Source organism: Virgibacillus proomii, assembly GCF_018916875.1.
Lineage (GTDB): Bacteria > Bacillota > Bacilli > Bacillales > Amphibacillaceae > Virgibacillus > Virgibacillus proomii_B.
This window is the reverse complement of sequence record NZ_JAHLNO010000021.1, coordinates 113,247-126,615: the sequence shown is the minus strand read 5'-3', so window position 1 is coordinate 126,615 and position 13,369 is coordinate 113,247. Positions and strand designations below refer to the sequence as shown.

Annotated in this window: 9 protein-coding genes and 1 other annotated feature (1 of these 10 running past the window's edge); all 9 genes read left to right on the top strand. The window is 40.3% G+C overall.

The window, feature by feature from the left end; translation table 11 throughout:
* Nucleotides 1-131, top strand: a sequence feature (ribosomal protein L10 leader region); it begins 14 nt to the left of the window's first position.
* A gap of 49 nt (nt 132-180) precedes the next feature.
* The 9 genes from rplJ to fusA all read left to right on the top strand — a co-directional run bounded on the left by rplJ (nt 181) and on the right by fusA (nt 13,325).
* Nucleotides 181-681 carry a 50S ribosomal protein L10 gene (rplJ, locus tag KQI21_RS12670; protein ID WP_216484535.1) on the top strand — a complete coding sequence of 167 codons (501 nt, stop codon included), beginning with the start codon at nt 181-183 and terminating at the stop codon, nt 679-681.
* A 47-nt stretch (nt 682-728) separates the two neighbouring features.
* Nucleotides 729-1,094: a 50S ribosomal protein L7/L12 gene (gene rplL / locus KQI21_RS12665; protein WP_077318969.1), complete on the top strand. Its 366-nt coding sequence runs from the start codon at nt 729-731 to the stop codon at nt 1,092-1,094.
* A gap of 147 nt (nt 1,095-1,241) precedes the next feature.
* Nucleotides 1,242-1,844, top strand: coding sequence for a class I SAM-dependent methyltransferase (locus KQI21_RS12660; RefSeq protein ID WP_216484534.1), 603 nt, complete (start codon nt 1,242-1,244; stop codon nt 1,842-1,844).
* Between the two features lie 522 nt (nt 1,845-2,366).
* Nucleotides 2,367-5,903 carry a DNA-directed RNA polymerase subunit beta gene (gene rpoB / locus KQI21_RS12655; RefSeq protein ID WP_216484533.1) on the top strand — a complete coding sequence of 1,179 codons (3,537 nt, stop codon included), beginning with the start codon at nt 2,367-2,369 and terminating at the stop codon, nt 5,901-5,903.
* Nucleotides 5,904-6,101: 198 nt separating this feature from the next.
* Nucleotides 6,102-9,710, top strand: a complete 3,609-nt coding sequence (gene rpoC / locus KQI21_RS12650) for a DNA-directed RNA polymerase subunit beta' (RefSeq protein ID WP_216484532.1) — start codon at nt 6,102-6,104, stop codon at nt 9,708-9,710.
* A 190-nt stretch (nt 9,711-9,900) separates the two neighbouring features.
* Nucleotides 9,901-10,155: a 50S ribosomal protein L7ae-like protein gene (locus KQI21_RS12645; RefSeq protein ID WP_216484531.1), complete on the top strand. Its 255-nt coding sequence runs from the start codon at nt 9,901-9,903 to the stop codon at nt 10,153-10,155.
* Between the two features lie 130 nt (nt 10,156-10,285).
* Nucleotides 10,286-10,696 carry a 30S ribosomal protein S12 gene (gene rpsL, locus KQI21_RS12640; RefSeq protein WP_077318974.1) on the top strand — a complete coding sequence of 137 codons (411 nt, stop codon included), beginning with the start codon at nt 10,286-10,288 and terminating at the stop codon, nt 10,694-10,696.
* Nucleotides 10,697-10,739: 43 nt separating this feature from the next.
* Nucleotides 10,740-11,210: a 30S ribosomal protein S7 gene (gene rpsG, locus KQI21_RS12635; protein ID WP_216484530.1), complete on the top strand. Its 471-nt coding sequence runs from the start codon at nt 10,740-10,742 to the stop codon at nt 11,208-11,210.
* A 36-nt stretch (nt 11,211-11,246) separates the two neighbouring features.
* Nucleotides 11,247-13,325 (top strand): elongation factor G, encoded by a 2,079-nt coding sequence (gene fusA / locus KQI21_RS12630; RefSeq protein ID WP_216484529.1) that lies wholly within the window; start codon nt 11,247-11,249, stop codon nt 13,323-13,325.
* The last annotated feature ends 44 nt before the right edge of the window (nt 13,326-13,369 follow it).

Sequence of the window (13,369 nt, the reverse complement as noted above, 5' to 3'; positions counted from 1 at the left end):
TGTACCGTAGACAGCAGGGGCATTACACGCTTAATCATCCTGCCGAGGTTATTGATAATGATTTGGTAATATGTAGTATTCCAATGATTATAAAGCTCTCATGTCTACGTGAGAGCTTTTTATATGCGTTCGTGCTGGCTAAGGTTACGGTATATTATGTATTTTTCAGGAGGTGGAAGAATGTCTAAAGTTATTGAGCAAAAGAAGCAGTTAGTAGAAGAAATTAAAGAAAAATTTCTTAATAGCCAAACATCAGTAGTCGTTGATTACCGTGGTTTGGATGTTGCCGAGGTAACTAAACTACGCAAGCAACTGCGCGAAGAAGGTATTGATTTTAAAGTATACAAAAACACCATGACTCGTCGTGCTGCAGAAGCTGCAGAATTAAATGAACTAACGGAAACACTTGTTGGTCCAACCGCAATAGCGTTTAGTAAAGATGATGCAGTAGCTCCAGCTCGTATTATTAAGAATTTCGCCAAAGATCATGAAGCACTTGAAATCAAAGGTGGCGTTATTCAAGGTAGTGTTGCTACACTTGATCAAATTAAAGAGCTTGCGGATCTTCCAAGCTACGAAGGTATGGTTTCCATGCTTCTTAGCGTACTTCAAGCTCCGATTCGCAACCTTGCTTACGTTACTAAAGCAGTTGCAGAGCAAAAAGAAGAACAAGGCGCATAATTTGTGTGTAACGGTATAAAAAATAATATTTTAGGAGGATTTTAATTATGACGAAAGAACAAATCATTGAAGCGGTTAAAGAAATGTCTGTATTAGAACTAAATGATTTAGTAAAAGCAATTGAAGAAGAATTTGGCGTAACAGCTGCAGCACCTGTAGCGGTAGCAGGAGCTGCTGGCGGCGGTGAAGCAGCAGAAGAACAAACTGAATTTGATGTTGTACTTACAGAAGCAGGAGCTTCAAAAATTAAAGTTGTTAAAGCTGTACGTGAAATTACTGGTCTTGGACTTAAAGACGCAAAAGAATTGGTTGATAATGCACCAAAAGCAGTTAAAGAAGGCGTATCTAAAGAGGACGCAGAAGAAGTTAAAGGTAAGTTAGAAGAAGCAGGTGCAACTGTAGAAGTTAAGTAACTTGGTAAATAAACAGAGCTCGTCGTATCTACTGCGGCGGGCTCTCTACGTATCCTAGGTTTGACTTTGGCTGAATTTTTAGCCGATGATCATTCATTCCAACTATTTGTAAATAACCTTCAATAATGAATCAAAGTAGGTGCCAACTTGAGCGAGCATTACTTTTCACAAAAACCTCAAACAAAAAGTTCACCAAAAACATGGTACTATCAAACAAATGGAAAGCAATATACGTTTACTAGTGATATAGGCGTATTTTCGAAAAGAGAAGTGGATTTCGGCAGCCGGCTTTTAATTGAACAATTTAAAGAACCAACTGTACCTGGAGATTTTTTAGATCTAGGTTGCGGCTATGGTCCGATTGGCATCCTCGTAGCGGATCGCCATCCCTCTCGGCATATGGTAATGGTTGATATTAATGAACGGGCAGTTAAATTGGCAGCGGAGAACGCTCGACAAAATGGTGTAACCAACATGACTTGCTTACAAAGCGATAAATTGGCAGTTGTTAAAAACCGAACATTTGCAGCAGTTTTGACAAACCCTCCCATTCGTGCTGGTAAGCAGGTAGTACATGAGATGTTTACAGAAGCACAGCAGGTAATTGTACAAGGTGGATCACTATGGGTTGTTATTCAAAAAAAGCAAGGTGCTCCTTCCGCAAAGAAAAAATTGGAACAATTATTTGCCACTGTTGAGACCGTTGCTAAACGCAAGGGATATTATATTTTGCGAGCGGATAAAGTTTGACCAAGAGAAGCTCTTATGGTAAGATAGGTAAATGCTAACATGGCGCTTATTATGTCAAGAGAATAATTGGTGAATTCAACAAGTATATTTCACCAAACTTCGGAAACAATGGTAAAATAGGGAAATTGCCTACTTGTTTGAAAAAATATACCCCCCATTGAGAGGTGTACGAAATGAAACCATTATTTTCTATCAACATCGATGCGATTAAAAGATACTTGTAATCCTTTTTTGGTTACAAGTTTGTTACTTATGCTTGCACATAATTTGTGAATCGAGCTGATATACAAAAAGCCAAGGAGGTTTCTTGCTTCTAAGTTGGCTGTTTTTATACGTTAAAACTATATAGATTTTAGTGTAGAAATTAATTCGACGACTTAAAAATTTTTATGTTTTTAGGATAAGTGAAGACTAGCAGGTGCCTGCGCCAGAGGTTTGGCGCTTGCCAAGTTTTCCTTTATTATATTAAATTTCGCGTAGAATTACAATCTACGAAAAAGTATCATTTAAGGGGTGAAGCAGTTGACAGGACAACTAGTTCAGTATGGGCGGCACCGCCAGCGCAGAAGCTATGCACGCATCAGTGAAGTATTAGAGTTGCCTAATTTAATCGAAATCCAAACAGCTTCTTATGAATGGTTTTTAGAAGAAGGACTGCGTGAGATGTTTCAAGACATTTCACCGATAGAGGATTTTACAGGCAATCTATCACTTGAATTTGTTGACTACAGTTTAGGTGAGCCGAAGTATCCTGTAGATGAATCGAAGGAAAGAGATGTTACGTATAATGCTCCACTTCGTGTGAAAGTTCGCTTGATTAATAACGAAACGGGCGAAGTAAAAGAACAAGAAGTGTTTATGGGCGATTTTCCATTAATGACAGATACAGGAACTTTTATTATCAATGGAGCAGAGCGTGTTATTGTTTCCCAGCTCGTACGTTCACCAAGTGTTTATTATAATGAAAAAATTGATAAAAACGGAAAAAGAGGCGTAGCCGCAACTGTTATTCCAAACCGTGGTGCGTGGTTGGAATTTGAAACAGACGCAAAAGATGTTGTCCATGTTCGGATTGATCGTACACGTAAATTGCCAATCACCGTGCTATTACGGGCACTTGGATTTGGAAGTGACCAGGAAATCCTCGATCTTTTAGGTGAAAATGAATACCTGAAGAATACACTTGAAAAGGATAATACAGAAACAACAGAAAAAGCATTGTTAGAAATCTATGAGCGCTTACGTCCTGGAGAACCACCTACCGTAGAAAATGCAAGAAGCTTATTAATCTCACGCTTTTTTGATCCAAAACGTTATGATTTAGCACATGTAGGCCGTTACAAAATGAATAAAAAACTGCATATCAAAAACCGCTTGTTTAACCAAGTGTTGGCAGAAACAATTGTCGACCCTGAAACAGGCGAAGTGCTGGCAGAAAAAGGCGAGAGAGTTGAAAGAAAGCTATTAAATAAATTACTTCTATATTTAGACCGAGAAGAAGAGAAGCTTGGTCAAAGGGTAATCGAACCTAAAGGTGGCGTATTAGATGACCCAATCGTGCTTCAGTCGATCAAAATTATTGACCCTACTGACCCAAGTGGCGAGCGGGTACTAAATGTTATCGGGAATGCAAATATTGAAAGTGGTGTAAAAAATATAACTCCTGCTGATATATTAGCTTCCATTAGCTACTTCTTTAACCTATTGCATCAAGTTGGCTATACAGATGATATTGACCACCTTGGAAATCGTCGTCTTCGTTCCGTAGGTGAATTATTGCAAAACCAGTTCCGTATTGGGTTATCTCGAATGGAACGTGTCGTGCGCGAAAGAATGTCCATTCAGGATACATCCAGCATTACACCGCAGCAATTAATAAATATTCGCCCGGTAATTGCTTCTATTAAAGAGTTTTTTGGTAGCTCTCAGCTATCCCAGTTTATGGATCAAACAAATCCACTGGCTGAATTAACACATAAGCGTCGTTTGTCGGCGCTAGGCCCTGGTGGTTTAACTCGTGAACGCGCAGGCTTTGAAGTACGTGATGTTCATTACTCACACTATGGACGTATGTGCCCGATCGAAACGCCTGAAGGACCAAACATCGGACTTATTAACTCCTTATCCAGCTTTGCTAAAGTTAATAAGTTTGGCTTTATTGAAACGCCATACCGTCGTGTTGATCCGGAAACAGGAAAAGTAACATCACATATTGATTACCTTACTGCAGATGAAGAAGACAGTTATGTTGTTGCTCAGGCTAATGCCAAGCTGACAGAAGACGGTTATTTTGCTGAAGAGGAAGTTGTAGCGCGTTTTCGTGGAGAAAACACAGTTGTTCCGCGTGAAAAAATTGATTATATGGATGTTTCACCAAAACAAGTCGTTTCAGCGGCGACCGCGTGTATTCCGTTTTTGGAAAACGATGACTCTAACCGTGCATTAATGGGAGCAAACATGCAGCGTCAAGCTGTGCCGTTATTACAACCGGAAGCTCCGATTGTCGGAACGGGGATGGAATATGTTAACGGGAAAGATTCTGGTGCAGCAATCATTTGCCGTCATGATGGAATTGTTGAAAATGTGGAAGCAAAGCAGGTACTAGTCCGCAGAACTTCTGTAGTAGATGGGAAAGAGGTTAAGGGTGACTTAGATCGATATAAACTACAAAAATATGTACGTTCTAACCAAGGAACTTGCTATAACCAACGTCCGATTGTACGTGAAGGCGAGCGTGTATCAAAAGGAGAAATACTTGCTGATGGTCCATCCATGGAAAATGGAGAACTGGCATTAGGACGTAATGTACTCGTCGGTTTCATGACATGGGAAGGCTATAACTATGAAGATGCCATTATCATGAGTGAGCGTCTTGTAAAAGATGATGTCTACACTTCTATTCATATTGAGGAATATGAATCAGAAGCTCGTGATACAAAGCTAGGACCAGAAGAAATTACTAGAGATATCCCAAATGTTGGTGAAGAGGCTTTAAAGAACCTGAATGAATATGGAATTGTTCGTATAGGTGCTGAAGTAAAAGATGGTGATATTCTTGTTGGTAAAGTTACACCAAAAGGAGTAACTGAGTTATCAGCAGAAGAACGGTTATTACATGCTATCTTTGGTGAAAAGGCACGTGAAGTTCGTGACACGTCTTTGCGTGTACCACATGGTGCCGGTGGGATTGTGCTTGATGTAAAAATCTTTAATCGCGAAGACGGCGATGAATTATCACCAGGAGTAAATGAATTGGTACGTGTTTATATTGTGCAAAAACGTAAAATTCATGAAGGTGATAAGATGGCCGGTCGTCACGGAAATAAAGGGGTTATCTCAAAAATCTTACCAGAAGAAGATATGCCTTTCTTACCAGACGGCACACCGATTGATATTATGCTTAACCCACTAGGTGTACCTTCACGAATGAACATCGGACAGGTGTTTGAATTGCACTTAGGTATGGCCGCACGTGCGCTTGGTATTCATATGGCAACGCCTGTATTTGATGGTGCTACGGAAGAAGATGTGTGGGAGACACTTGAAGAAGCTGGCATGCCTCGAGATGCAAAAACCATTTTGTATGATGGAAGATCTGGGGAACCGTTTGACAACCGAGTGTCTGTTGGTGTTATGTATATGATTAAGCTTGCTCATATGGTAGATGATAAACTACATGCTCGTTCGACAGGTCCGTATTCTCTTGTTACACAGCAACCACTTGGAGGAAAAGCGCAATTTGGTGGTCAGCGTTTCGGGGAGATGGAGGTTTGGGCATTAGAAGCATACGGTGCCGCGTATACCTTACAAGAAATTTTAACTGTGAAATCGGATGATGTGGTTGGTCGTGTTAAAACATATGAGGCTATTGTTAAAGGTGACAATGTACCAGAGCCTGGAGTTCCTGAATCCTTCAAGGTCTTGATTAAAGAATTGCAAAGCCTTGGCATGGATGTGAAAATGCTATCTAGTGAAGAAGAAGAAATAGATATGAGAGAATTAGAAGAAGATGATACTCACCATGCAAGTAAGCTGAATATAGAAGTTGAGGAAAAATAACAATTAACATGAAGCTGGTTGGCTCAATCTGTGGAGCTGTCCGCCAGTATTCTATTGATGGACCAACCAGCTGTATACGTTCATCTATCTACAATAAAGTAAATTATTACTGTAAAATAATTGCTTACTAGTTAGGTTTGTCGAAAACAAGTCGTTGGTAGTTTGCTAAAAACGGACACTAAAAGGGAGGTTGACCCCTTGCTAGATGTAAATAATTTTGAGTATATGAAAATCGGTTTGGCTTCGCCGGAAAAAATTCGTTCTTGGTCATATGGTGAAGTGAAAAAGCCAGAGACGATTAATTACCGTACATTGAAGCCGGAAAAGGACGGTCTATTCTGTGAACGGATTTTTGGACCACAGAAGGACTGGGAATGTCATTGTGGAAAGTATAAACGTGTACGCTATAAGGGTGTTGTTTGTGACCGCTGCGGTGTTGAAGTTACAAAGGCAAAAGTACGTCGTGAGCGGATGGGGCACATCGAGTTAGCCGCACCGGTTTCTCACATTTGGTATTTCAAAGGTATTCCAAGTCGAATGGGACTTGTATTAGATATGTCACCTCGTGCATTAGAGGAAGTTATCTATTTTGCAGCTTATATTGTGACAGATGCAGGGGATACGCCATTAGAGAAAAAGCAGCTACTTTCAGAAAAAGAGTATCGAGGTTATTATGATAAATACGGTAAATCATTTAAAGCGCAAATGGGTGCAGAAGCCATCCGTAAATTATTACAAGACATTGACTTAGACAAGGAAGTAGGATTATTAAAAGAAGAGCTTAAAACAGCACAAGGTCAGCGAAGGACCCGCGCAATTAAACGCTTAGAAGTGCTTGAAGCTTTTCGTAATTCAGGCAATGAGCCCTCCTGGATGATTTTGGATGTCTTACCGGTTATTCCTCCTGAAATTCGTCCAATGGTTCAGCTTGATGGTGGTCGTTTTGCTACTTCTGACTTAAATGACCTCTATCGTCGTGTCATTAACCGAAATAATCGATTGAAGCGGCTCTTGGATCTTGGAGCACCAAGCATTATTGTGCAAAATGAAAAGAGAATGCTTCAAGAGGCGGTAGACGCGTTAATCGATAACGGACGACGTGGTCGACCAGTAACTGGACCAGGTAATCGACCATTGAAATCCTTATCCCATATGCTAAAAGGAAAGCAAGGTCGCTTCCGTCAAAACTTGTTAGGAAAACGTGTCGATTATTCCGGCCGTTCCGTAATTGTAGTAGGACCGCATTTGAAAATGTACCAATGTGGACTTCCAAAAGAAATGGCGTTGGAGCTATTTAAACCATTTATTATGAAAGAATTGGTAGCAAAAGGAATTGCACATAATATTAAATCTGCTAAGCGAAAAATCGAACGTGTTCATCCGGAAGTATGGGATGTACTAGAAGAGGTTATTAAAGAGCATCCGGTACTGCTTAACCGTGCTCCTACATTGCACAGGCTTGGTATCCAAGCGTTTGAACCAACACTTGTGGAAGGACGCGCAATTCGTTTGCACCCATTAGTATGTACAGCATATAATGCTGACTTTGATGGTGACCAAATGGCTGTTCACGTGCCTCTATCAGCAGAAGCCCAAGCAGAAGCCCGTATCCTTATGCTAGCAGCACAAAATATTTTGAATCCAAAAGATGGTAAGCCAGTAGTAACCCCGTCTCAGGATATGGTATTAGGTAACTACTACCTCACCCTTGAACGGGAAAACGCAATAGGTGAAGGTTCTATCTTTAAAGATGTCAATGAAGCGATTATTGCTTATCAAAATGGTTATGTGCACTTGCATACACGGGTTGCTGTTCACGCATCAGGATTAAATAATGAAACATTTACAGAAGAGCAAAACTCTCAACTGCTTATCACAACGGTAGGTAAACTGATCTTTAATGAAATTTTGCCAAATTCCTTCCCGTATATAAATGAACCAACAAAGGTTAATCTGGAAGATCGTACTCCAGAAAAATATTTTGTTGAAAAGGGAACGAATATTCCTGAGTTGATTCAATCACGCGAACTCATTAAACCATTTAAAAAAGGGTTTTTAGGCGATATTATCGCTGAAGTCTTTAAACGGTTTAAGATCAGTGAAACATCGAAAATGCTCGACAGAATGAAGGATCTCGGGTTCCGTTATTCTACGAGAGCAGGAATGACAGTAGGTATTTCAGATATTGTGGTTTTAGCAGAAAAAGAAGAAATTCTTGATGAAGCACAAAAGAAAGTCGATAACGTATTAAAACAATTCCGTCGAGGTCTTATTACCGAAGATGAACGTTATGACCGAGTTATTTCGATTTGGTCACAGGCAAAGGATAACATTCAAGATAAATTGATGCTTTCATTAAGCAACAGAAACCCAATCTATATGATGAGTGATTCTGGTGCTCGTGGTAACGCATCGAACTTTACGCAGCTTGCTGGTATGCGTGGTTTAATGGCTAACCCGGCTGGTAAGATTATCGAACTTCCGATTAAATCAAGCTTTCGTGAAGGGCTAACCGTATTGGAATATTTTATTTCTACTCACGGTGCTCGTAAAGGTCTTGCTGATACAGCATTAAAGACAGCAGACTCTGGTTATTTAACGCGTCGTCTTGTAGATGTTGCACAAGATGTCATCGTTCGTGATGCTGATTGTGGAACAGATCGCGGTTTAACGGTAACTGCTTTACAAGATGGTGCAGAGTTGATCGAACCGCTCGTTGACCGTTTGATCGGCCGTACAGCATTTGAAGACGTAAAAGATCCAAAAACAAACGAAGTAGTTGTTGCTGCAAATGAATTGATTTCGGAAGATCAAGCAAAGCGAATTACTGCACTTGGTATTGAAGAAGTTACGATTCGCAGTGCCTTTACATGTAATACGAAGCATGGGGTTTGTCAAAAGTGCTATGGTCGAAACCTTGCAACCGGTTCTGACGTAGAGGTTGGAGAAGCAGTAGGTATTATTGCTGCTCAATCAATCGGAGAGCCAGGTACACAGTTAACCATGCGTACTTTCCACACTGGTGGGGTAGCTGGTGATGACATTACACAAGGTTTACCGCGAATTCAAGAGCTGTTTGAAGCACGAAATCCAAAAGGGCAAGCGGTTATCAGTGAAATCCACGGTACTGTCCAGGAAATTAAAGAAGTTAAAGACAAACAAGAAATTGTTGTTAAAGGTGAAGTAGAGGAGCGTTCCTATGCTGTTCCTTACAATGCACGTATGAAGGTAACTGTTGGTGATAAAGTAATTGCCGGTCAAGAGCTGACAGAAGGTTCTATTGATCCAAAAGAATTACTTCGTGTCCAAGGAGTAGAAGGCGTGCAAAGCTACTTGCTGCGAGAAGTACAACGAGTATACCGTATGCAAGGGGTTGAAATTGGTGACAAGCACATCGAAGTTATGGTACGTCAAATGCTTAGAAAGATTCGAGTAATGGATTCTGGCGATACAGATGTTCTACCTGGATCATTATTAGAACTTCATCAGTTCAAAGATGCTAACCATAAAGTGCTTCTTGAAGGTAAGCAACCTGCTATTGGAAAACCAGTATTGCTTGGTATTACAAAAGCATCTCTTGAAACGGATTCCTTCTTATCGGCTGCATCCTTCCAGGAAACAACTAGAGTGCTTACGGATGCAGCAATTAAAGGAAAACGAGATGAACTTCTCGGCTTAAAAGAGAATGTTATTATTGGTAAACTAGTTCCGGCTGGAACAGGAATGCAACGTTACCGTAAAGTAAAACCTGCCACAGATGAACCAGTCGAAGCAGAACAGGCTGAAGAAACAGAAATTGTACAATAAATAGCTGGTGTTTGGTGACTTCCATTGTACAAAAAGTGATGGTGGAAGTCCTAAGCCAGTTCATTTTAGAAAGAAATATGGTCATGAAACGGAAGCGTAAAAAATATGTAAATTGTGTTGACATTAAAAAAACAGAGTGGTAGAATATTCAAGGTGCTTCCGATATACTTGATGCTTTGGAGGATATGTCATGTCTTATGAAAAAGTAATACAAGTGAAATCACGTGTAGTAATCGGAACCAAGCAAACACTTAAAGCTATGCATAATGGTGAAATAAGTGAAGTGTTTATTGCTGAAGATGCAGATAAACATATGACACAAAAAGTTGTACGTTTAGCTCAAGAGCTTAATATTCCGTATCAATATGTGGATTCTAAGAAGAAGCTTGGAGCTGCTTGCGGTATTGAAGTCGGGGCGGCTGCTGTGGCAATAGAGCATGGATAGTTTTAACGAGTCATTCGTTGAAGCTTTGTTTTTTGCCAAAAGATGAACCACCTGGATGTGTGGGATTACAAGTTAAGCGTAAGAATGGGTTAAACAGATGATATAAAACGAAGGAAGGAGGAAATATAGAATGCCAACAATTAACCAGCTTGTACGTAAAGGACGCGTAAGCAAACCAAAGAAGTCTGACTCTCCAGCTCTTAATAAGGGGTACAATAGCTTTAAAAAGAAATTCACGGATTTAAATTCTCCACAAAAACGTGGCGTATGTACTCGTGTTGGAACGTTAACTCCTAAGAAACCAAACTCAGCACTTCGTAAATATGCCCGTGTACGTTTGTCTAACAACATGGAAGTAACAGCATACATCCCGGGAATTGGTCATAATCTTCAGGAGCACAGTGTTGTTCTTCTTCGTGGCGGTCGTGTTAAAGACTTACCTGGTGTACGCTACCACATTGTTCGTGGAGCATTGGATACAGCAGGAGTAGAAGGGCGTCAACAAGGTCGTTCAAAATACGGTACTAAAAAGCCAAAATAATTCAACAAAAATAATTATTTTCAGCAGAAAGGAGGAAGGACATATGCCACGTAAAGGACCAGTACCTAAACGCGATGTCTTACCAGATCCAATTTATAACTCTAAATTAGTGACTCGTTTAATTAACCAAATCATGGTTGACGGAAAAAGAGGTAAGGCGCAAAAAATTCTTTATAAAGCATTCGAAATAGTTGCCGAACGCAGCGGTCAAAATGCAATGGAAGTATTCGAGCAAGCTATGAAAAATGTAATGCCAGTTCTTGAGGTTCGAGCACGTCGTGTTGGTGGTTCTAACTACCAAGTACCAATGGAAGTACGCCCAGAACGTCGTCAAGCTTTAGGGTTACGCTATATTGTAAACTATGCTCGTCTGCGCGGAGAGAAAACAATGGAAGAACGTCTTGCCAATGAAATTTTAGATGCTTCTAACAACACAGGTGCAGCTGTTAAAAGACGTGAAGAACTGCATAAAATGGCAGAAGCCAACAAGGCATTTGCTCATTACCGCTGGTAAAATAAATCATATTTTAGCTAGAAAGGAGAAGAATACATGGCTAGAGAGTTCTCCTTGGAAAAGACGCGAAATATTGGTATTATGGCACACATCGATGCAGGTAAAACCACTACTACTGAGCGTATTCTTTTCTATACAGGACGTATTCATAAGATTGGTGAAACACATGAAGGTGCTTCACAAATGGACTGGATGGAGCAGGAGCAGGAACGAGGAATTACGATCACTTCAGCTGCTACAACAGCTTCTTGGAAAGATCATCGTATTAACATTATCGATACACCTGGTCACGTAGACTTCACTGTAGAAGTTGAACGGTCATTACGTGTACTCGATGGTGCAGTAACCGTTCTTGATGCTCAATCTGGTGTAGAACCACAAACAGAAACCGTATGGCGTCAAGCAACAACTTACGGTGTACCAAGAATTGTATTTATAAACAAAATGGATAAAGTCGGTGCTGATTTCCTATATGCAACTGGAACGCTGAAAGAACGTTTAGGTGCCAATGCTCACCCTGTTCAACTTCCAATTGGAGCAGAGGATAATTTTGAGGGGATCATTGACCTAATCACGATGCATGCTTTCTTTTATGAAGACGATTTAGGTACTCATGCAGAAGAACGTGAAATTCCGGATGAATATAAAGAAAAAGCCGAAGAATTGCGCAACAACTTGGTTGAAGCAGTTTCTGAGCTTGATGAAGATTTAATGATGAAATATCTTGAAGGCGAAGAAATTACGAATGACGAGCTGAAATCAGCTATTCGTAAAGCGACGTTAAATGTTGAGTTTTATCCAGTGTTTTGTGGTTCAGCATTTAAAAACAAAGGTGTTCAATTAATGCTAGACGGTGTTATTGACTATCTTCCAGCACCAACAGACGTTGCAGATATTGAAGGAATTGTGCCTGGTACAGAGGAGGAAACAACTCGTCCTTCTTCTGAAAATGCACCATTTGCTGCTCTGGCATTTAAAGTTATGACAGATCCATATGTTGGTAAGTTAACTTTCTTCCGTGTATATTCCGGAACGTTAGATGCTGGTTCCTATGTTTTAAACTCTGTGAAAAACAAACGTGAACGTATTGGTCGTATCCTGCAAATGCATGCTAATTCACGTCAAGAGATTTCGAAAGTGCATGCTGGGGAGATCGCTGCTGCGGTTGGTTTAAAAGATACAAGTACAGGAGATACGCTTTGTGATGAGAAGAATCCTGTTATCCTTGAGTCGATGGAATTCCCAGAGCCTGTAATTGGTGTTGCAATTGAACCAAAAACAAAAGCGGACCAAGATAAAATGGGAATTGCTTTAGCAAAATTAGCTGAAGAGGACCCAACGTTTAAAACAGAAACAAATGAAGAAACTGGTCAAACCATTATCTCTGGTATGGGTGAACTCCACTTAGATGTTATTGTTGATCGTTTAAAACGTGAATTTAAAGTAGAGGCAAATGTTGGAGCGCCGCAAGTTGCTTACCGTGAAACCTTCCGTTCTGCTGCTGAAGTAGAAGGTAAATTTATCCGACAATCTGGTGGACGTGGGCAATACGGTCATGTTTGGATTAAATTTGAGCCAAACGAAGAAGGTGCTGGCTTCGAATTTGTCAACAATATCGTTGGTGGTGTTGTTCCGCGCGAATATATTCCATCTGTTCAAGCTGGTATTGAAGAAGCAATGGAAAACGGGGTATTAGCAGGTTATCCAGTAATCGATATTAAGGCAACATTGTATGATGGTAGCTACCACGATGTAGACTCTAACGAAATGGCGTTTAAAATTGCTGCATCTATGGCATTAAAAGCAGCAAAAAATAAATGTAACCCAGTGCTTCTTGAACCGATTGCTAAAGTAGAAATCGTTGTTCCTGAAGAATATATGGGAGATATCATGGGAGATGTTACATCTCGTCGTGGGCGTGTGGAAGGAATGGAAGCCCGTGGACCTGCCCAAGTTGTAAAAGGCTTTGTACCACTTTCTGAAATGTTTGGTTATGCAACAGCATTGCGTTCCAACACTCAAGGACGTGGAACATTCACAATGCACTTTGACCATTATGAAGAAGTGCCTAAGAGTATCGCCGAAGAAATTATTAAGAAAAATGCTGGCGAATAATTGATTTTTTAATTAATCTAAAGTATAACTTGTATTAAAGGCTA

Coding starts and splice junctions, on each gene's coding strand:
- rpsG (WP_216484530.1), top strand. CDS start 10,740: ATGCCACGTAAAGGACCAGTACCTAAACGCGATGTCTTACCAGATCCA.
- rplL (WP_077318969.1), top strand. CDS start 729: ATGACGAAAGAACAAATCATTGAAGCGGTTAAAGAAATGTCTGTATTA.
- rpsL (WP_077318974.1), top strand. CDS start 10,286: ATGCCAACAATTAACCAGCTTGTACGTAAAGGACGCGTAAGCAAACCA.
- rplJ (WP_216484535.1), top strand. CDS start 181: ATGTCTAAAGTTATTGAGCAAAAGAAGCAGTTAGTAGAAGAAATTAAA.
- KQI21_RS12645 (WP_216484531.1), top strand. CDS start 9,901: ATGTCTTATGAAAAAGTAATACAAGTGAAATCACGTGTAGTAATCGGA.
- fusA (WP_216484529.1), top strand. CDS start 11,247: ATGGCTAGAGAGTTCTCCTTGGAAAAGACGCGAAATATTGGTATTATG.